Below are 18,419 nucleotides of genomic sequence, written 5' to 3' on the forward strand. Positions count from 1 at the left end.
GTTAATCAGTCCAGCCGACTTCCTCGCTCCCGCCTTCGTCTCCGCCTCCGTCTGTAGCCTGCGTATGCAGATGAATATTTATCCTCGCAGCGGTGCATTTCGTGGCAGTGTCGATGATGTCCGTTTCGTCGTCATCACCTGTGCGCTTTATATATTCTGTTCCCCATATCCCCAGGTCATCCCAGCAGTCCGCCTCCATTGCGTTATTAGCCGCACGGCGGAAGCCTTCGATTTTGTCTGCCGCATCATCGACCCTGAAGAAATGCCATCTCGAAATATTTGCAAGGTCTATTCTGGGTGCAGGTGAACCGCCCCCTCCACCTAGGGCCTCGGCACGCGCGCTTCCTCGGTCGCAATAGATAATGTTCTCGGCGTGAAGAGCTTCACTTACGACAGCATGAAAGCGGCGCTCAAAGATGTCCTGATGGCCCAGCCCCACGAAACTCTCAGGGAAGGTTGAGGCACTTACTGAGACTGAACAATCAGGAAGGGCGTTTCTGATGTTCCGAATTGTCCGAAGCGATATTGCGGCCTTGACCAGAATGTCGCGGTTCTGCTTTTCGAAATCGAGGATGAAGTGAATTCGGTCAGAGGGGATAACTCCCTCGAATCGCGCTGCGATATTGCCGGCATATTGCAGCATTGGCTCGTGAAGGCGCACTGCGACATCGCGGTCAAGCTCAGCCAATCGCGCGATCTGGCGATCAATTTGAGTAAGGTCACTGAGTTGGACCGCCGGGATGAAGTTCTCGTTCTCTGCAATGAACTCCACATAATGCTGGTAGCCATCAGCGGAGTTCCGCAGTAGATCGAAGGCGTCATGGACTGGGCGGCGCTTTCCGCCAATCGGCATAGGTTCAGACATATCCGCGATAATCGTTCGGACACCCACAGCAGCGTTAACACGTGCAACTGCACTCGCAAGCTCATTAGCCGACAGCCAAGGTTGAAGGACGATATAAGGAAGCATTGCGTCCTTCGCGTTCGGGGCCAATTCTTCAAGCCCTTTCATCTCGGCCGGGCGGACTCCCAATATAGGAATGTAGCGGTAGTCCATGAACCCCATCGAAGCGACCTTATTTTATGCCGAGACGAATCTTCATTGCTGCTTCTGACACATTAAACTTATCCGCGAGAAATCCAACAATATCTTCGACCTGAAGTGCTCTAGCTTTGTCGATCCATTCGTTCACTAGCTTGTCTGGCATTAACAGGTCTGCCGCTAGCCTGTTGGCCTGTGCTTCACGCGCGTCAGACAACTTGGATCGATATAGAACATCGTCCTCGATGCCCCCACCTATCTGATCCTGATGAAGCAGATAGTGAGCAAGCTCATGCGCAACGGTGAAGCGCTGTCGACGAGCTGAGTCGTGCTTGTTGACCTTGATTAGGAAGTTGCCGGGGCTTTCAGGGTCTGGGCGAATTTCTCCGGAGATACCTTTTGGAAGTGGAGCGGCTACAATCCGCACGCCTCCCACGGTGTTAGCGACCTCCGAGAGTTTAATCGGAGGCTGTTGCATTAGGGGACCGAGGGTAACTCTAATCTCACTAGCGAGGGTGTCCCATTCGCGGCTTGTCACAGTAAACCTCGATTCCATTTATTCGTTGAACGGCGCTTCCATGTCTGCTTTGTCGGCCCCGGCTTGGCGCTTGGCCGCATCCGTGTAGATCATAGTCTCAATTTGCTGACGAAGAAGGTCGCGGAATGGACTGGTTTCTTTGGCTAGCTCGGCGCTCACGTGCCGGATAATCGTCTGATCAACTTCCTCACGGAACTTCCCTGATTGAAGCAGTAGTTCAAGGTGTCTGCTTGAAGCTTCCCTCGTCATTTTTTCGAATTGCGAATAACCCCATATCGCCAACACCGCGACAAATACGCCAAGTATGGTGATGATAGTTGACGTAGCAGTCAGCAAGATGGCGACCAAGTCACTGTAGCTCATGGACAAACCGTTCGTATCTTCCGGAGTTAGGTGGACCGTGAATAACGCGATAACGGCAGTAATAACGCCCGACAGAAGTCCTAACCCAAAGATAGGTAGGTAAGAAGGTTCCTGACGACTCAATTCGTTCCACTCCGCTTGTTCGCATTATGTTCTGCAATCTTGAAAATGGCAATGCGGAATCAACCATAGATAGCCGTCGCGGGGCTGCATAGTTTTGCCAAAAATTTGAGGGGAAAGGGCGGGGCGTTTGAAGAACCAATGGCCACCTCTGTGTACCACCCAGGGGCTTTCAAAACTCTGATAACAGCTAACTATTTGGAAATAAAACAAGGAAAACTGGTGCTGCTAGAGAGATTTGAACTCTCGGCCTCTCCCTTACCAAGGGAGTGCTCTACCCCTGAGCTATAGCAGCAAACCGTGGCGCAGCGGGTGCGCCGTGTTGGGCGAGGCGGCTATTGCCATAGGTCGGAGGTAAGTGCAAGCCGCAAATTTCAAGTTCGGTGAAAGATCGCGGGAAAAATTGTGTCGGTCTTTTGAAGGCCGGGGATTTCGGCTATGGGAAGGACATGGGTGCGGATAAGACGAAAAGTGGTGATGAGCTGATCTCGCAAGGCGGTTTGATAGCCAGCGAGGCGGGGGAGGGCGCGGCTGCGAAGCTGATCACGGAGGCGGACCGGCGGCGTGAGCGGGCGGCTGAGAAGCTGCGCGAAAATCTTGCCCGCCGCAAACAGCAGGTTAGGGCGCGCCGCGCGGGCCAGGCGGACGAGACGGATGGTCTTCCCGCTGCAAATCCAACACCTGAAAAATCCAACACCTGAAAAAACTGCCGCCGCAAAAATGGACGAATCGTAATGATTGATGTCGCCCATCATCAAACAGCCATCAAACGAATTGATGCGTTAATCTATTTCGTCTAAACAGCGCCTTCTCCCAGGCGCACGGAACTTCAGGAAAGGCGGGCCCCGCCCGTAGTCATATATGGATCGTATCAGGATTGTCGGCGGCAACGAGCTTAACGGTATCATTCCGATCTCCGGCGCCAAGAATGCGGCTCTGCCTCTGATGATCGCCTCGCTTTTGACCAGCGATACGCTGACGCTCGAAAACGTGCCGCATCTGGCCGACGTCGAGCTTCTGATGCGCATTCTCGGCAATCACGGCGTCGATGTCGCCGTCAATGGCCGCCGCGAGCGCCAGGAAGACGGCTATTCCCGCACCATCCATTTCACCTGCCGCACCATCGCCGATACGACCGCGCCCTATGAGCTGGTCGCAAAGATGCGCGCCAGCTTCTGGGTCATTGGGCCGCTGCTTGCCCGCGAAGGCCAGGCGCGCGTGTCGCTGCCGGGCGGCTGCGCCATCGGTACGCGTCCGGTCGATCTCTTCATCGAAGGCCTGACGGCGCTTGGCGCCACCATGGAAATCGATGGCGGCTATATCAACGCCACCGCGCCGAAGGGCGGCCTGATCGGCACCCGCTATGTCTTCCCGAAGGTTTCGGTCGGCGCGACGCATGTGATGATGATGGCGGCGACTCTTGCCCGCGGCACGACGGTCATCGGCAATGCGGCGCGCGAGCCCGAAATCGTCGATCTCGCCAATTGCCTGATCGCCATGGGCGCCAAGATCTCCGGCCAAGGTACCAGCACGATCACCATCGAAGGCGTCACCTCGCTCTCCGGCGCGCGTCATCGTGTCCTGCCGGATCGCATCGAGACCGGCACCTATGCCATGGCCGTCGCCATGGCGGGCGGCGATGTCCGCCTGGAAAACACCGACATGGCACTGCTCGATACGGCGCTCGAAAGCCTGCGTCGCGCCGGCGCCGAGGTGTCGGCGACCAACAATGGCATCCGCGTTCAGCGCAACGGCGGCGGCATCAAGCCGGTCGATATCGTCACCGATCCCTTCCCGGGCTTCCCGACCGACCTGCAGGCGCAGTTCATGGCGCTGATGACGCGCTCGTCCGGCACCTCGCACATCACCGAGACGATCTTCGAAAACCGCTTCATGCATGTCCAGGAACTCGCCCGTCTCGGCGCGAAGATTTCGCTTTCCGGCCAGACTGCCAAGATCGAAGGCGTCGAGCGGCTGAAGGGCGCGCCGGTCATGGCGACGGACCTTCGCGCGTCCGTGTCGCTTGTCATCGCCGGCCTCGCTGCCGAGGGCGAAACGATGGTGTCGCGGATCTATCATCTCGACCGCGGCTTTGAGCGGCTCGAAGACAAGCTGACGCGCTGCGGCGCAATGGTTGAACGCATCAGCGACTAGCGCATAACCCCTTAAATCGGAGTGGATTTAAGGGAAGGATTATGCGCCATTTGAAAGTGTTACTGCGTCCTTTGCGCGTCCTATCGGACGCGCGGCGCAGTAATATCCAGCGGTTCATGGGAAGAGACTGGAGAAGCCTATTTTCTCCGGTTGCGTCTTCCGCGCCCGCATCCTATTTCCATCACGGGGAAATGCCGCTATCGGCATTTCCGTGGCGATCGGGGATATCAGGCGAATGACCAATCTTAAGCTAATGGCACTCGACAACGAAGACTTGGGCGTGATCTCCGCGCATATGCAGGACAGTGTCTTCAAGGTTGGCGACATGTCCTATGCGCCGAAGCTCGGGCAGTTTTCGCTTGCCGCCAACCGTTTCGTCTGGGAACTGTCCGATCAGAAGGACAAGCCGTTCGAGCGCCATCGCTCGGCGCTGGTGTTCAAGCGGGTGCTGGCGGTGCGTTCCAACGGCGTCGATCGGCGCCGGCGCGACGAGGTGCTGTCGCTGCTCGCCATCCGCTTCGATCCGAAGGGGGAGGGGCCGGATGGCACGATCGAGCTGACGCTCGCCGGCAACGCGACGATCGCGCTCGATGTCGAATGTATCGAAGTTCAGCTTGCAGATATCGGCGGCGCATGGGAAACGGCTAATAAGCCCAGTCATCCGGATGAAGCCTATTAGCCGGGCGAGAAACGAGTTTCGGTCGCGTGCGGCGGCCTCGATGTAAAAGGATTATCAGCGTTGGCTATCTGGCTGGATCAGGCGTCTGAAGGGTTCGAGCAGCAGTTCGCTGCTTTCCTGACGACCAAGCGGGAAGTGTCCGAAGATGTGAACGCCGTCGTGCGGGCCATCATCGATGACGTGCGGGCGCGGGGCGACGCGGCTCTCGCCGATTATTCCAAGAAATTCGAGGGCATCGATTTCGCCAAGACGCCGATGCGCGTCACCGAAGCGGAGATCGATGCGGCTGTTGCCGCGGTGCCCGCCGAAGTATTGGGGGCGCTCAAAGTCGCCGCCACCCGCATCGAATCGCATCATCGCCGGCAGTTGCCGAAGGACGACATCTATGAGGATGAGCTCGGCGTCGGCCTCGGCTCGCGCTGGACAGCGATCGAGGCCGTCGGCCTCTATGTGCCTGGCGGCACGGCGAGCTATCCGAGTTCGGTGCTGATGAATGCCGTGCCGGCCAAGGTCGCCGGCGTCGAGCGTGTCGTCATCACCGTGCCGACCATGGGCGGTGCGGTCAATCCGGCAGTGCTCGCCGCTGCCCGCATGGCCGGTGTCGAGGAGATTTACCGCGTCGGCGGCGCGCAGGCGATTGCGGCGCTGGCCTATGGCACCGAGACGATTGCCCCGGTCGCCAAGATCACCGGCCCCGGCAATGCTTATGTCGCTGCCGCCAAACGTCATGTTTTCGGCACGGTCGGCATCGACATGATCGCCGGCCCGTCGGAAGTGCTCGTCATCGCCGACAAGCACAACGATCCGGACTGGCTGGCCGCTGACCTCCTGGCACAGGCGGAGCATGACGAGGGCGCGCAGTCGATCCTGATCACCGATGATCCGGCGCTTGGCAAGGCTGTCGAAGGCGCCGTCGAGCGGCAACTCAAGCGGCTTAGCCGGTCGCAGACGGCCGCCGCGAGCTGGCGGGATTTTGGCGCCATCATCTTGGTGTCCGACCTGAGGAAAGCTGTTCCGCTCGCCAACCGCATTGCCGCCGAGCATCTCGAACTTGCCGTCGACGATCCCGATGCGCTGCTTGCCGGCATTCGCAATGCCGGCGCCATCTTCGTCGGCCGTCATACCCCGGAAGTGATCGGCGATTATGTCGGCGGTTCCAATCACGTGCTGCCGACGGCTCGCTCCGCGCGCTTTTCGTCCGGCCTGTCCGTGCTCGATTTCGTCAAGCGCACGTCGATCCTGAGGCTGGGCCCCGAGCAACTGCGGGCGCTTGGGCCGGCAGCGATCGCGCTCGCGAATTCCGAGGGGCTCGATGCCCATGCGCGATCCGTTGCGATCCGCCTCAATCTCGAGGGGTAGGGCATGGCTGATAGCGTCTTCCGGCTGAGCGACGTGGTCCTGGACGACACGATCGGCCGTTCGACGCCCGACGTCGAGCATGAGCGCGCCGTCGCCATTTTCGATCTGATCGAGGAAAACAGTTTCGAGCCCGTCGGCCATGACGGTGGTCCTTACCAGTTGAACCTCTCGCTGGTGGATCAGAAGCTGGTCTTCGATATCCGAACCGAAGAGGGGGCTGTCGTCGCCACCCATATCCTGTCGCTGACGCCGTTTCGCCGGATCGTGAAGGACTACTTCATGATCTGCGAAAGCTATTATGAGGCGATCCGCTCGGCCACCCCCAGCCGCATCGAGGCGATCGACATGGGTCGCCGCGGCATCCACAATGAAGGCTCGCGGACACTGATGGACCGGCTGAAGGGCAAGATCATCGTGGATTTCGACACGGCCCGGCGGCTTTTCACACTCGTCTGCGTGCTCTACTGGCGCGGGTGACGGCAATGGAACAGCCGAAGGCTATCGAACATAGCGGAAAGGCGCCGGGCGCCATTCTCTTCATGTGCGGGCTCAACGCCATCCGCTCGCCAATGGCGGAGGCGATCGCGCGCGGAATGCTGCCGCAGGGCACCTATGTCGCCTCGGCGGGCGTCCGCGCTGGCGAACGCAACCCCTTTGTCGATGTCGTCCTCAATGAAATCGGCCTCTCGCTCGGCCGCAGGCAGCCACAGACCCTGGAGGAGCTGGAGGATGATTTCTTCGACGTCATCATCACGCTCTCTCCCGAGGCGCATCATGCGGCTCTCGAACTGACACGCGCGAATGCCATCGACGTCATTTATTGGCCGACCATCGATCCCTCGGTTGCAGGCGGCACGCGCGAGCAGATCCTCAACGCCTATCGTGAGGTGCGAGACCATCTTCTTGGCCTGATCGAGAGCCGGCTGGTGGAGCATCGCGGCTCTCTTTAGAGTGCCGCGTGAAACAAATGCAGAAAGCCTGATCAACGAGGTTCACAAAACCGCGACGATTGTGTAGTTTCCGCGCAAATTTACGGCGACCTTACTTTTTGTCATGGGCGCCGGCATCAACCCCACAGGAAAAGAAGCTTTAATGCCGAAAGAAGAAGTCCTTGAATTTCCCGGTGTCGTCACCGAATTGCTGCCGAATGCGACCTTCCGCGTGAAGCTGGAAAATGAGCACGAGATCATCGCTCACACCGCCGGCCGCATGCGCAAGAACCGTATCCGCGTTCTCGCCGGCGACAAGGTGCTCGTGGAAATGACACCCTACGACCTGACCAAGGGCCGCATCACCTATCGTTTCAAGTAGTCCGCAGCTCGCATCCGAGCCGGCCCTCCGTCTGCCGCCTGTCACGGTCGAGGTTTTATGGCGCTGAAACACAAGCTGATACTGGCCTCCGGATCGCCGCGCCGCGTCGACCTCCTGCATCAGGCAGGAATTGAACCGGCGCGTCTGATGCCCATGGATATCGACGAGGGCCCGAAGAAGTCGGAACATCCGCGCTCGCTGGCGCGCCGGCTTTCGGCGGAAAAGGGCGAGGCGGCGTTTGCGGCGGTTAAGGGCGATGTTGCCTGGCAGGGAAGCTATATTCTTGCCGCCGACACTGTCGTCGCCGTCGGCCGACGGATCCTGCCGAAGGCAGAGTTCGTCGACGAGGCGTCTTCGGCGTTGCATCTGCTCTCTGGCCGCAGCCATGTCGTCTATACCGGCATCTGCCTGATTACGCCTGACCGCAAACTCCGCCAGAAGGTCGTCGAGACCAAGGTTCGCTTCAAGCGGCTGTCTGGCAGGGACATTGACATGTATCTCGCCTCCGGCCAGTGGCGCGGCAAGGCCGGTGCTTACGGCATTCAGGGTCTCGCAGGCTCCTTCGTCCAGAAGCTGATCGGCTCCTATACGAATGTCGTTGGATTGCCACTTTATGAAACCATGCTGCTTCTCGCGGGCGAAGGATTCGATGTCTACGCGGAATGGCAGGAAGGATGATCGTCATGGCGGACGATGACAAGATCAAGGTGGGTGCAAAAATAGAGCCGCTGCGCAAGACACGGGCTTGTGCAGAATGCGGCCGGCCTTCGGTGCGCGAGCATTATCCGTTCTGTTCGGATCGCTGTCGTTCGCTCGATCTGTCGCGGTGGCTGAACGGCGCCTATGCCATTCCCGTTGCCGACGACGAGACCAAGGCAGACTATCCCGACGAGGAATAGGGAGCCACCGTCTTGGTGTTTGGCCAGGCGAAGCCATTCATTTTATTCGCAAATTGCCGAAAAGCCATTTCCTGTTAAAAAAGAGTCATTTGCGGCTGGACATGGGCGAACAAGATGCTATAACCCCGCTCGCTTCCGGGGCGAACCAACCGCCCAGGGTCTTCCAAGACCTCTCGATCCGCGTGAAGCAGGGATGCCCAGGTAGCTCAGTTGGTAGAGCAGCGGATTGAAAATCCGCGTGTCGGTGGTTCGATTCCGCCCCTGGGCACCATTTAATCTGCTCTCAAAAATGATCGGGATATGCGGAACCGCTGCGAGCCAAATGCGCGGCCCGGCAATGCGGCGCGGAAATTTCTGGCGAGCATCAACATCTGCCAGGGGATCGGCGCCGCGGTGCGAATTCCGCTAAGGTTTTCCGATCCAGAATTTCCCCTTTGTTTCGATCGGAATATCGTGACTTAGGTCGCCTGAAAGGGCAGGCTGGGGTCGCGCTTTCGTGGGGGCTGTCAAGCGCGTCTAATGGTGGAAATTGGGCGGATTTCGCAACTTTAGAGGTATTCATTATTAATTCCGGTGAAAGAACCTTTCAAGATATTGATGGCTGGTGCAATCAAGCGTACGAATTATTGAAGGATCACCTATTGATTCGAAGCGACTATTACCGCACCTTAGATACTAGCGGGGCGTGATCCCGTTAAGTCCGGCGTTTATTGCAATAGCAAGCTATCGAGGCGCCATGTTAAACAACGATGTGCTATTCAACACGTTCGCCCGTTCTTTCGAAGCACGGCGCGAAGTCGAGATGTCATTCTCTGAATACCTGGATGCGTGCCGGGATGACCCGCTCATGTACGCCAATGCGTCGGAGCGCCTGCTGGCCGCTATGGGTGAACCGCTGCTGATCGATACGGCCAAGGATACTCGCCTCGGACGCATCTTCATGAATCGGACGATCCGAACCTACCCGGCCTTTTCCGGCTTTTTCGGCATGGAAGAGACGATCGAGCGTATCGTCGCCTTCTTCCGCCATGCGGCGCAGGGGCTGGAAGAGCGTAAGCAGATCCTCTATCTGCTAGGACCTGTCGGCGGTGGCAAATCGTCACTCGCGGAGCGGCTGAAGTCGCTGATGGAAGTCCACCCCATCTATGTGCTGAAGGCTGGCAATGAGCTCAGTCCGGTGTTCGAAAGCCCTCTCAGCCTCTTTGATCCTGTGACCATGGGCCCAATGATCGAAGAGCGCTATGGCATTCCGCGCCGGCGTCTGACCGGGCTGATGAGTCCGTGGTGCCTGAAGCGACTGGAGGAGTTCGAAGGCGACATTTCCCGCTTCCGCGTGGTCAGGATACAGCCGTCCAGGCTGCGACAAATTGCCGTCGCTAAGACCGAGCCAGGTGATGAGAACAACCAGGACATCTCTTCGCTAGTCGGCAAGGTTGATATCCGCAAGCTCGAAAGTCTGGCGCAGAATGATCCCGACGCCTACAGCTATTCCGGCGCGCTGAACCGTGCCAACCAGGGCATTCTCGAATTCGTCGAGATGTTCAAGGCGCCGATCAAAATGCTGCATCCGCTGCTGACCGCGACGCAGGAGGGCAACTACATTGGCACCGAGAATATCGGCGCTATTCCCTTCTCCGGCATTATTCTCGCCCACTCGAACGAGTCGGAATGGCAGACTTTCAAGTCCAACAAGAACAATGAGGCCTTCATCGACCGCATCTGCGTCGTCAAGGTGCCTTATTGCCTGCGGGTCACCGAAGAGCAGAAGATCTACGAGAAGCTGATCGAGGAATCCGAACTCAGCGATGCGCCTTGTGCTCCGTCGACGCTGGAGACGCTCGCCCGCTTCACGGTTCTGACGCGGCTTGCCAAACACGAGAACTCGACGGCCTTCTCCAAGCTTCGGGTCTATGACGGCGAAAGCTTGAAGGAGACCGATCCGAGAGCACGCAGTGTGCAGGAATATCGCGATTCGGCCGGTGTCGATGAAGGCATGGACGGGGCTTCGACCCGCTTTGCCTTTAAAGTGCTGGCGGCGACCTTCAACTACGATACGACGGAGATCGGTGCCGATCCGGTACATCTGATGTACATGCTGGAGCAGTCGATCCGCCGCGAGCAGCTGCCGCTCGAAACCGAAAAGCTCTATATCGAGTTCATCAAGAGCGAGCTGGGGCCGCGTTACGCGGAATTTATTGGACATGAGATTCAGAAGGCCTATCTGGAATCCTATTCGGATTACGGCCAGAATCTCTTTGACCGTTACGTCGACTACGCCGATGCCTGGATCGAGGATGTCGATTTCAAGGATCCGGACACCGGCCAGCTTCTGGACCGAGAACTTCTCAACCAGGAACTGACCAAGATCGAGAAGCCGGCGGGTATCGCCAATCCGAAGGATTTCCGCAATGAGATCGTCAAGTTCTGCTTGCGGGCGCGGGCAAGCCACGGCGGTAAGAATCCGTCCTGGACGAGTTACGAGAAAATCCGTGAAGTCATAGAAAAGCGGATGTTCTCGCAGGTCGAGGACCTCCTACCGGTCATCTCGTTTGGGTCCAAGAAGGACGGCGAGACGGAAAAGAAACATGGCGAATTCGTCGAACGCATGATGGCGCGCGGCTATACTGAGCGTCAGGTTCGACGGCTTGTGGAATGGTACATGCGTGTGAAACAGGCAGGATGAGCCACCAAGGAAGAAGGAATGCACATTGTTGACCGACGCCTGAATCCAGGCGGCAAAAGTCTAGAAAATCGTCAACGGTTTTTGCGGAGAGCAAAAGCGCTGGTGCAGAGAGCGGTCTATGAATCCTCTCAAAATCGCGACATTCAGGACATTCTGAAGGGCGGCGAAATCAGCATCCCCATTGATGGAACCGAGGAACCTCGGTTCCATCGCGGCCCCGAGGGCGTGCGTGAGCATATCCTTCCCGGCAATAAGGACTTCCTTGAAGGCGATATTCTTCCGCGGCCGGAGAGCGGCGGCGGCAGGGGGCGGGCCGGCGGCGAGGGCAGCGGTGAAGACGCCTTCCGCTTCATCCTGACGCGCGATGAATTCCTCGACCTTTTCCTCGACGATCTTGAACTTCCCGATCTTGCCAAGAAGCGGCTGACGACGACCGATCAGCCCAATCCGGTACGATCGGGCTATTCGGTGACGGGCTCGCCGGCCAATCTTGCCATCAACCGCACGATGCGGCTGGCGATGATGCGGCGTGTGGCGCTGCATCGTCCGAAGCCCGAGACCGTTGCCGAGCTTGTCGCGGAGGCGGCCGAATGCAAGGACGAGGAGCGCCGTGCCGCGCTCGAGGCTGAGATCAAGGTTCTGGAATCGAAGGTCCGACGCATTCCCTATATCGACCCGATCGACATCCGCTATCGCCGTTTCGAGAACGAGCCGAAGCCGGTGGCGCAGGCCGTAATGTTCTGCCTGATGGATGTCTCCGGCTCGATGTCGGAGCATATGAAGGATCTTGCCAAGCGCTTCTACATGCTGCTCTACATATTCCTGACGAGGCAGTATCGTCGCGTGGAGATCGTCTTCATCCGTCATACGGACGTGGCCGAAGAGGTGGATGAAGAGACGTTTTTCCGCAGTCCCGCGACCGGCGGCACGCAGGTGTCGAGTGCTCTCGAAGCCATGCGGCGGATCGTCCATGATCGTTTTCCGCCATCGGATTGGAATATCTACGCGGCGCAGGCGTCGGATGGCGACAATGCCTATTCAGACAATGCGACGGCCGCGGCACTGCTCACCAATGCCATTCTGCCGGTCAGCCAGTATTTCGCCTATCTGGAAGTGGGCGAGGCGCGGAGTGTCGCGATCTCTTCTGGTTCCGCGCTCTGGTCGCTCTATGAGCGCATTCAGGTGGGCTGGCCCGTGCTGTCGATGCGGCGCGTCAGCGATCGCAGCCAGATCTATCCGGTCTTCCACGATCTCTTTCAGCGCCGGGCGGCGGAAACAAGGAGCGGATAATGGCGAAGGCGAAGGCATCGATGGAACGGCTTTTTGACGGTGCGGACTGGGATTTCGCTACCATCCAGCGGATCCACGATGCCTGCGAACGGATCGCCGTCGACGAGCTCGGTCTCAACGTCTACCCCAATCAGATCGAGATCATCACCGCCGAGCAGATGCTGGACGTCTATTCTTCGATCGGCATGCCGCTGTTCTACAAGCACTGGTCCTTCGGCAAGCATTTCGCGCATCATGAAGCTTTCTACCGCAAAGGTCTGCGGGGGCTTGCCTATGAGATCGTCATCAACAGTTCGCCCTGCATCTCCTACCTGATGGAGGAGAATACGGCGACGATGCAGGCGCTGGTGATTGCCCATGCCGCCTTCGGTCACAACCACTTCTTCAAGAACAATTACCTGTTCAAGCTCTGGACGGATGCTGAGGGTATTCTCGATTATCTCAACTTCGCCAAGGGCTATATTGCCCGCTGCGAGGAGCGCTACGGCCACGCCGCCGTCGAGAGGACGCTGGATGCGGCGCATGCGCTGATGTCGCATGGTGTCCATCGCTATGCCGGCAAGAAGACGCCCAGCCTGCGCGATGAGGAAACGCGCGAGCGGGAGCGGCGCGAATATGATGAGCGGATATTCAACGATCTCTGGCGGACGGTTCCGGTCGGAAAGGGCAAGGTGGCGCCCGACCTCGATCTGGAGCGCCGGCGTTCGCTCGCCGGCCTGCCACAGGAAAATCTCCTCTATTTCCTTGAGAAGATGGCGCCTCGGATGAAGCCGTGGCAAAGGGAGATTTTGCGTATCGTCCGGCATGTGGCCCAATATTTCTACCCGCAAAGCCAGACCAAGGTGATGAACGAAGGTACTGCGACCTATGTGCACTATCGCATCATGACGCGGCTGCACGAGCTTGGCGGCATCGGCGATGGCGATTTCCTCGAATTCCTGAAGTCGCACACCAATGTCGTCTTCCAGCCTGCCTTCAATGATCCACGCTATTCCGGCCTCAATCCCTACGCGATCGGTTTTGCGATGATGCAGGACATCGAGCGGATCGTGACGAAGCCGAAGGACGAGGACCGGCAGTGGTTTCCGGATATCGCCGGGAGTGGCGACACTATGGCGGTCCTGCGCGACCTCTGGGCCAATTACCGCGACGAGAGTTTCGTGTCGCAGTTTCTCAGTCCACACCTGATGCGGAAGATGCGCATGTTCCACCTTACCGACGATCCGGAAGAGGAGGAGGGCCTGCTGGTGGCGGCAATCCATGACGAGCGCGGCTACAAGCGTATCCGCCGCGAGCTAGCGCGGCAATATGATGTCGGCTGGATCGATCCGCATATCGAGATCGTCGATGTCGATCTCGCCGGCGACCGGCGGCTCATGCTCAAGCATACGGTGCTGAACGGCGGCCTTTTGGAGGATGTCGACGCCAAACGCGTGCTGCAGCACCTTGCCGATCTCTGGAGCTACGACGTCCTGCTGCAAGAGGTCGACCGCTCCGGTTCGGTGCTCCGCGACCATCTCGTCCATCCGCGTCCGTCTGCCATTGCGGCGTGACGGCGCGAGATTTTAAGCGGCTTCCTTCGATTGGCGATAGTGGCCACTGACCTGCCTGCCGTCTTCCGGCCGCAGCTTCAGGAAGCCCGGCAAGCCCAGCAGCGGGATCACCGCCATCAGCAGGAATGCCATGTGGAATTTATCCGGCGTCAGCGGCGAGCCATCCAGTGTGACCACGCCAAGCAGCATGGCGGCGATGGAGACACCGAAGCTGACACTCAACTGCTGCAGCACACCGCCGAGGCTCGTGGCGCGACTGAGCTGGGCGGCTGGTGTGTCCGAATAGGAGAGCGTGTTCGACGTCATGAACTGTGCGGCCCGCGAGAGGCCGAAGACGAAGACGTAGACGATGATGAACCAGTGTGGCGTCTCCGGCCCGATCAGGGCGAAGCCGGCGACGATGGCGGCGCCGAAAACGGCGCTCCAGATCAAAACGCGGTCGAAGCCGAAAAGACGCAGCGCCATTGATGATACCGGGCGTACGGCGAGAGAGCTCAAGGCGCTGACGAAGGTCAGTGTGCCCGAAACGATCGGGCTCAAGCCGAAACCGACCTGCAACATCAGCGGCAACAGGAAGGGCACTCCATTCAGGCCGACGCGACAGATACCGCCCGCCAATGTACCGACACGGAAGGTGCGCAGCTTGAATAGCGTCAGATCGACGGCCGGCGATTCCGCGGTCTTCGCATAGCGGATGAAGCCGACGAGAAGCAGGCCGGCGGCCGCAAGAACGACGATGATGGCCCAGACGGGAATGGTTGGCCGGCCGATATTCTCGATGCCGTACTGCAGCAACACGCAGCCGACGCCGACCATGATGAAGCCCGGAAAGTCGAATTTGATCGAGGTGTCTCGAACGGTATCTTCGACGTAGCGCAGCGCCATCACCATGCCGATGATGCCGAAGGGCAGGTTGACCCAGAAGATCCAGCGCCAAGAGAGATAGGTCGTGAGAAAACCGCCGAGAACAGGTCCGATCACCGGGCCGATAACGGCCGGCAAAGTCATGTAGGTCATCGCAGTCACCAATTGGCTGCGGGGGAAGCTACGGATCAGGATGAGGCGCCCGACCGGCGTCATCATCGCACCGCCGAAACCCTGCAGGGCCCGGGTGGCGACCAGCATCGGCAGGCTCGTCGCCAGACCGCACAGGATCGAGCCAAAGGTGAAGATGAAGAGCGACAGCGCAAAGATACGTCGCGCACCAAAGCGGTCGGCGAACCAGCCGCTCACCGGGATGAACATGGCGAGCGTCAGAATATACGTCGTGACCGCGAGGTTCATCCGCACGGGCGTGGTAGCAAGGCTTCTGGCGATATCTGGAACAGCCGTGACGAGGATCGTCGAATCGAGTTGCTCCATCAGGAATGCAACGGCGACCACGGCGGGGATGATGTAGCGCAGGCGGGGGTCGCGGTCGATCGCGAAGGTCTGGCCTTCTGGGGCGGTATCTGTCGAATCCATAGGAACGCAATTACTTTCCACGGCCGAATGGGAGGTCCGGCACGTCAATGCTGGCGCATGATCTTATCCAAGAACCGCTTTGCACTTTTGGGAATCATGCTGTGGTTGACCGGCGATTCACCGGCCATCGAGGTCGCATACATTTGACCACTATCGATGGCGCGGTGCAACAAAAAGCAGGCGAATAGTGACTGTTCATCGCAGGCGCGATGTAAAATTTTCGCGAGCGGTTTTGCTACTTGGCAAGCGGCGGCGATCGCAACGTCCATCGCGCCTGGTCGAAGACGATGGCCGTGCGGATCTCCTCCGGCGTTTTTCTCTCCAGCCCCAGCTGAAGGTTGAAACTCCTGTCGTTCCGGAATTCCCGGAAGAAGCTGAGTTTTGCGCCGAACGCTCTCTGCGTCACGTCCTGCAGTTTGCCGATCGCGTCGAGCGCAGTCTGGAAGTCCAGCCAACGGGTTTCGGTCAGCAGCATGACAACGGCGTCGATGAATGTCTCGCCGATTGCGCGGCCGTCGGCATTGTCGGGCATGATCACCTTGATACGGATATTATCGAGCTCTCCGGTTGGCGCGCCGCGGATGATGATGAAGAACGACGCCGCATTGGGGTCACCATTGCCGCCCTTCTGGATCTCGTAGCTGCATTCGAAAGTTCCGGCACCAAGTGCGCTCTGCCTCCATTCGCCGACTGGCAAACCGGATTTGGTGAGATCGGCGCACAGCGCCGGCCCTGTTATTCGCCAGCTTCTGACGAACGCGCCGCGCAAGGCGTCGACGGGCGTATCGAATAGATGAGAGAGCCGGGCGCGTGCGGCTTTCGCCGTCGCTGGGGCTTTGGCTGGTGTGGCCGGCGTTGGCGCGGATGCCTTTGCCGAGGTCGTTGCCGGATTGGCCGTTGTACTCTTCGGAGCGGCGATTTCGCCCGGCTTCGAATTGGCGATTTGGCCGGCGGTGATTTGCGGGGCGGCAGCCGTCACGGTCGGTGTTAAGGGCTGTTGCGCCGACCCGTTGAAAAGGTCGAGATGATACCGGGCATCCAGCGCCCTGAGATTGCGCATATCATTGGCAAGCAGCGCCGTCGCCAAAATGATCGAGCCGATGACGATCGCCGCAATCCAGAAGACAGCCCTGCTTTTCTTGCGAGGTTGCGCCACCGACATGGTTCAGATCTACAGCTACTCCAGAGGAAACCTGCTTAACTGCAATGGGTTGGCATTCCGCAGCCGATCTATAGCTACAGCACATGCGTTTATGAACGATTGATCATTCTACCGTTTCTTTGTCAAATCGCAGCCCGTGCTCATGCGAAATGCGATTTTAGCGCTTTCACGGTCGCTGCGTCGGTGCGGCGCACTGTCTGTGCAGAAAATCCGAAGGCAAGCAGGTGCTCATCCGTCTCCGTCTCGGCAACGGAACAGGAAGCATGGATTTCGTCGATTGCCAATCTTGGCCAGAGTTTGCCGATCGTCCTGGTGTTGACGCCCGAGCCGGGCATGATGGAGATGCGACCGGCGGCGACGGCGATTGCCTGCTCCAACACGGCGAGGCCCTCGACAGCCGTCTTCTCGCAGCCGGAAGTCAGGATGCGCTCGAAGCCGAGCGAAACGCCCAGTTCCACCGCTTCCTCGATGTCCGGAACGAGATCGACGGCGCGGTGCAATGTCTTGCCGAGGTCTTTGGCATGGGCGACGAGAGCGCTGAGCGTATTGCGGTCCAGGCGGCCGTCCGGCAAGGAGGCACCGAGCACGACGCCCGGCAGGCCAGCATCTCGGGCGGCGTCTATGTCGCTTTTCATGACGGCTAGTTCATCGGCCGAGTAAACGAAACTGCCGGCGCGAGGGCGGATCATGGCATAGGCGGGGATGGGCGCGCGCGCTGCTATTGCCATCAGCCCCGCGCTCGGCGTCAGGCCGCCGACCGCAAGGGCACTGCAAAGCTCGATGCGATCAGCGCCGCCGGCGATGGCGGCGTTGAGGCCGGCAATATCCTCGACGCAGACCTCAAGCAACATGGCTTCGCTCTTCGGCAAACTTCAGTCCGAGCAACGCTGCACCGATCAGGCCAGGCTCGACCTTGCATTCACTTGGCACGACGAGTGGGCGGTCGAACTTGCGAAGGATGCGGGCGCGCACCTCCGCGTCCAGCCGAGCCAGCAGGGGTTCGACATTGGAAAGGCCGCCGCCGACGGGGACGATGGTCGCGCCGGTGATATTGACGGTCAGCGCGAGCGGCGAGGCGACGAGATCGACGAGGACATCGATCGTCCGCTCCGCCTTGGCATCGCCATCAAGCCATTGGCTGATGATTTCCTCGCTGGAAAATTCCAGTCCGTGCAAGGTATTGTGCAGGCGCTCGACACCACGGGCGCCGCCCACCGTGTCGACGCAACCTTTTTGGCCGCAGCCGCAGGGATAGGCGGGGATGGCGACCGGCGGGTTGCCGGCAAAAGAGGCGATGATCGGGCCGTGGCCCCATTCGCCGGCAAAGCCTCCGGCAGCGTTGACGAGGCGGCCATCGGCGACGAGGCCGCCGCCGACGCCGGTGCCGAGAATGGCGCCGAAGACGATGCGGTGACCGCGTCCCGCGCCGGACATCGCCTCCGCCATGGCGAAGCAATCGGCATCGTTAGCGATCAGGACGGGATAGCCGAGTTCCGCTTGTAGCTCGGCAGCAAGGCGCCGGCCATGGATGCAGGGAATGTTGGCGCAGGTAAGTGCCTGCGTGTCAGGGTCCACGACGCCGGCGATGGAAAAGGAAATGCAATCCGGCTTCTCGCCGGTCTCGGCAATAACAGCCCGCAAAGCTGCGACGAATTCGCTGAAGTCGTGCTTCGGCGTCGGGCGTCGGGCGAGCGGCGTAATGTCCGTCATGGAGTGGGCGATACCGCCTTTGATGGCGGTGCCCCCGATGTCGAAGGAAACGATCATAAATATTGGCCTGCAGGAAACGTCTTGCGCTTGCT

Annotated in this window: 20 protein-coding genes and 2 tRNA genes; 13 read left to right on the forward strand and 9 right to left on the reverse strand. The window is 59.2% G+C overall.

Annotated features, from left to right (window positions below; genetic code table 11):
* Position 1: 1 nt before the first annotated feature.
* The 4 genes from FHT86_RS28870 to FHT86_RS28885 form a co-directional block, all read right to left on the reverse strand.
* Positions 2-1,057, reverse strand: a complete 1,056-nt coding sequence (locus tag FHT86_RS28870; protein WP_166656955.1) for a beta family protein — start codon at positions 1,055-1,057, stop codon at positions 2-4.
* Positions 1,058-1,076: 19 nt separating this feature from the next.
* Positions 1,077-1,469, reverse strand: coding sequence for an ImmA/IrrE family metallo-endopeptidase (locus tag FHT86_RS28875; RefSeq protein WP_208116685.1), 393 nt, complete (start codon positions 1,467-1,469; stop codon positions 1,077-1,079).
* Between the two features lie 129 nt (positions 1,470-1,598).
* A complete protein-coding gene (locus FHT86_RS28880) occupies positions 1,599-1,943 on the reverse strand; it encodes a hypothetical protein (RefSeq protein ID WP_133710345.1) in 345 nt (114 codons plus the stop codon).
* A gap of 340 nt (positions 1,944-2,283) precedes the next feature.
* Positions 2,284-2,358, reverse strand: a tRNA-Thr gene (locus FHT86_RS28885).
* A 154-nt stretch (positions 2,359-2,512) separates the two neighbouring features.
* Between FHT86_RS28885 and FHT86_RS38690 the strand changes: the two genes are divergently transcribed.
* From FHT86_RS38690 to FHT86_RS28950, 13 genes are all read left to right on the forward strand, one after another.
* Positions 2,513-2,764, forward strand: coding sequence for a hypothetical protein (locus FHT86_RS38690; RefSeq protein WP_409527628.1), 252 nt, complete (start codon positions 2,513-2,515; stop codon positions 2,762-2,764).
* A gap of 160 nt (positions 2,765-2,924) precedes the next feature.
* Entirely contained in the window at positions 2,925-4,217 is a 1,293-nt protein-coding gene (gene murA, locus FHT86_RS28895) for a UDP-N-acetylglucosamine 1-carboxyvinyltransferase (protein ID WP_133710346.1), read from the forward strand.
* Between the two features lie 235 nt (positions 4,218-4,452).
* Positions 4,453-4,896, forward strand: a complete 444-nt coding sequence (locus FHT86_RS28900; protein WP_133710347.1) for a DUF2948 family protein — start codon at positions 4,453-4,455, stop codon at positions 4,894-4,896.
* 60 nt (positions 4,897-4,956) lie between these two features.
* Entirely contained in the window at positions 4,957-6,255 is a 1,299-nt protein-coding gene (hisD, locus tag FHT86_RS28905; protein ID WP_133710348.1) for a histidinol dehydrogenase, read from the forward strand.
* 3 nt (positions 6,256-6,258) lie between these two features.
* On the forward strand, positions 6,259-6,732 hold the full coding sequence (locus FHT86_RS28910; protein ID WP_133710349.1) for a UPF0262 family protein: 474 nt from the start codon (positions 6,259-6,261) through the stop codon (positions 6,730-6,732).
* A 5-nt stretch (positions 6,733-6,737) separates the two neighbouring features.
* Positions 6,738-7,205 (forward strand): low molecular weight phosphatase family protein, encoded by a 468-nt coding sequence (locus tag FHT86_RS28915; RefSeq protein ID WP_133710350.1) that lies wholly within the window; start codon positions 6,738-6,740, stop codon positions 7,203-7,205.
* A 142-nt stretch (positions 7,206-7,347) separates the two neighbouring features.
* Positions 7,348-7,566 carry a translation initiation factor IF-1 gene (gene infA, locus FHT86_RS28920; protein ID WP_004117876.1) on the forward strand — a complete coding sequence of 73 codons (219 nt, stop codon included), beginning with the start codon at positions 7,348-7,350 and terminating at the stop codon, positions 7,564-7,566.
* 57 nt (positions 7,567-7,623) lie between these two features.
* Entirely contained in the window at positions 7,624-8,244 is a 621-nt protein-coding gene (locus FHT86_RS28925) for a Maf-like protein (protein ID WP_133710351.1), read from the forward strand.
* Between the two features lie 5 nt (positions 8,245-8,249).
* A complete protein-coding gene (yacG, locus tag FHT86_RS28930; protein ID WP_133710352.1) occupies positions 8,250-8,465 on the forward strand; it encodes a DNA gyrase inhibitor YacG in 216 nt (71 codons plus the stop codon).
* 195 nt (positions 8,466-8,660) lie between these two features.
* Positions 8,661-8,736 (forward strand) — tRNA-Phe (locus tag FHT86_RS28935).
* Positions 8,737-9,201: 465 nt separating this feature from the next.
* Positions 9,202-11,148 carry a PrkA family serine protein kinase gene (locus FHT86_RS28940; RefSeq protein WP_133710353.1) on the forward strand — a complete coding sequence of 649 codons (1,947 nt, stop codon included), beginning with the start codon at positions 9,202-9,204 and terminating at the stop codon, positions 11,146-11,148.
* 18 nt (positions 11,149-11,166) lie between these two features.
* Entirely contained in the window at positions 11,167-12,438 is a 1,272-nt protein-coding gene (locus FHT86_RS28945; RefSeq protein WP_133710354.1) for a YeaH/YhbH family protein, read from the forward strand.
* A complete protein-coding gene (locus tag FHT86_RS28950; RefSeq protein WP_133710355.1) occupies positions 12,438-13,991 on the forward strand; it encodes a SpoVR family protein in 1,554 nt (517 codons plus the stop codon). The genes FHT86_RS28945 and FHT86_RS28950 overlap by 1 nt, the downstream gene beginning before the upstream one ends.
* 12 nt (positions 13,992-14,003) lie before the next feature.
* Here FHT86_RS28950 and FHT86_RS28955 read toward each other — a convergent pair whose 3' ends face one another.
* From FHT86_RS28955 to FHT86_RS28975, 5 genes are all read right to left on the reverse strand, one after another.
* Positions 14,004-15,455 (reverse strand): DHA2 family efflux MFS transporter permease subunit, encoded by a 1,452-nt coding sequence (locus tag FHT86_RS28955; protein WP_133710356.1) that lies wholly within the window; start codon positions 15,453-15,455, stop codon positions 14,004-14,006.
* 44 nt (positions 15,456-15,499) lie between these two features.
* Positions 15,500-15,724: a hypothetical protein gene (locus tag FHT86_RS28960; protein ID WP_133710357.1), complete on the reverse strand. Its 225-nt coding sequence runs from the start codon at positions 15,722-15,724 to the stop codon at positions 15,500-15,502.
* The gene (locus tag FHT86_RS28965; RefSeq protein ID WP_133710358.1) at positions 15,691-16,617 is read right to left on the reverse strand and encodes a DUF6030 family protein; all 927 of its coding nucleotides are present in this window, start codon (positions 16,615-16,617) and stop codon (positions 15,691-15,693) included. Before FHT86_RS28965 ends, FHT86_RS28960 begins: the two co-directional genes overlap by 34 nt.
* A 140-nt stretch (positions 16,618-16,757) precedes the next feature.
* Entirely contained in the window at positions 16,758-17,468 is a 711-nt protein-coding gene (locus FHT86_RS28970; RefSeq protein ID WP_133710359.1) for a copper homeostasis protein CutC, read from the reverse strand.
* On the reverse strand, positions 17,458-18,384 hold the full coding sequence (locus tag FHT86_RS28975; RefSeq protein WP_133710360.1) for an ROK family protein: 927 nt from the start codon (positions 18,382-18,384) through the stop codon (positions 17,458-17,460). Before FHT86_RS28975 ends, FHT86_RS28970 begins: the two co-directional genes overlap by 11 nt.
* Positions 18,385-18,419 lie beyond the last annotated feature (35 nt).

Origin of the sequence: Rhizobium sp. BK313 (genome assembly GCF_014193655.1) — a bacterium.
In the GTDB taxonomy this organism is placed as follows: domain Bacteria; phylum Pseudomonadota; class Alphaproteobacteria; order Rhizobiales; family Rhizobiaceae; genus Rhizobium.

Bases quoted from the DNA above. Each gene is read 5' to 3' on its own strand.
- FHT86_RS28950 (WP_133710355.1), top strand. From the start codon at position 12,438: ATGGCGAAGGCGAAGGCATCGATGGAACGGCTTTTTGACGGTGCGGAC.
- FHT86_RS28975 (WP_133710360.1), bottom strand. From the start codon at position 18,384: ATGATCGTTTCCTTCGACATCGGGGGCACCGCCATCAAAGGCGGTATC.
- FHT86_RS28925 (WP_133710351.1), top strand. From the start codon at position 7,624: ATGGCGCTGAAACACAAGCTGATACTGGCCTCCGGATCGCCGCGCCGC.
- FHT86_RS28965 (WP_133710358.1), bottom strand. From the start codon at position 16,617: ATGTCGGTGGCGCAACCTCGCAAGAAAAGCAGGGCTGTCTTCTGGATT.
- FHT86_RS28955 (WP_133710356.1), bottom strand. From the start codon at position 15,455: ATGGATTCGACAGATACCGCCCCAGAAGGCCAGACCTTCGCGATCGAC.
- FHT86_RS28900 (WP_133710347.1), top strand. From the start codon at position 4,453: ATGACCAATCTTAAGCTAATGGCACTCGACAACGAAGACTTGGGCGTG.
- FHT86_RS28960 (WP_133710357.1), bottom strand. From the start codon at position 15,724: ATGGACGTTGCGATCGCCGCCGCTTGCCAAGTAGCAAAACCGCTCGCG.
- murA (WP_133710346.1), top strand. From the start codon at position 2,925: ATGGATCGTATCAGGATTGTCGGCGGCAACGAGCTTAACGGTATCATT.
- FHT86_RS28915 (WP_133710350.1), top strand. From the start codon at position 6,738: ATGGAACAGCCGAAGGCTATCGAACATAGCGGAAAGGCGCCGGGCGCC.
- FHT86_RS28880 (WP_133710345.1), bottom strand. From the start codon at position 1,943: ATGAGCTACAGTGACTTGGTCGCCATCTTGCTGACTGCTACGTCAACT.
- FHT86_RS28940 (WP_133710353.1), top strand. From the start codon at position 9,202: ATGTTAAACAACGATGTGCTATTCAACACGTTCGCCCGTTCTTTCGAA.
- FHT86_RS28970 (WP_133710359.1), bottom strand. From the start codon at position 17,468: ATGTTGCTTGAGGTCTGCGTCGAGGATATTGCCGGCCTCAACGCCGCC.
- infA (WP_004117876.1), top strand. From the start codon at position 7,348: ATGCCGAAAGAAGAAGTCCTTGAATTTCCCGGTGTCGTCACCGAATTG.
- yacG (WP_133710352.1), top strand. From the start codon at position 8,250: ATGGCGGACGATGACAAGATCAAGGTGGGTGCAAAAATAGAGCCGCTG.
- FHT86_RS38690 (WP_409527628.1), top strand. From the start codon at position 2,513: ATGGGTGCGGATAAGACGAAAAGTGGTGATGAGCTGATCTCGCAAGGC.
- FHT86_RS28945 (WP_133710354.1), top strand. From the start codon at position 11,167: ATGCACATTGTTGACCGACGCCTGAATCCAGGCGGCAAAAGTCTAGAA.
- FHT86_RS28870 (WP_166656955.1), bottom strand. From the start codon at position 1,057: ATGGACTACCGCTACATTCCTATATTGGGAGTCCGCCCGGCCGAGATG.
- FHT86_RS28910 (WP_133710349.1), top strand. From the start codon at position 6,259: ATGGCTGATAGCGTCTTCCGGCTGAGCGACGTGGTCCTGGACGACACG.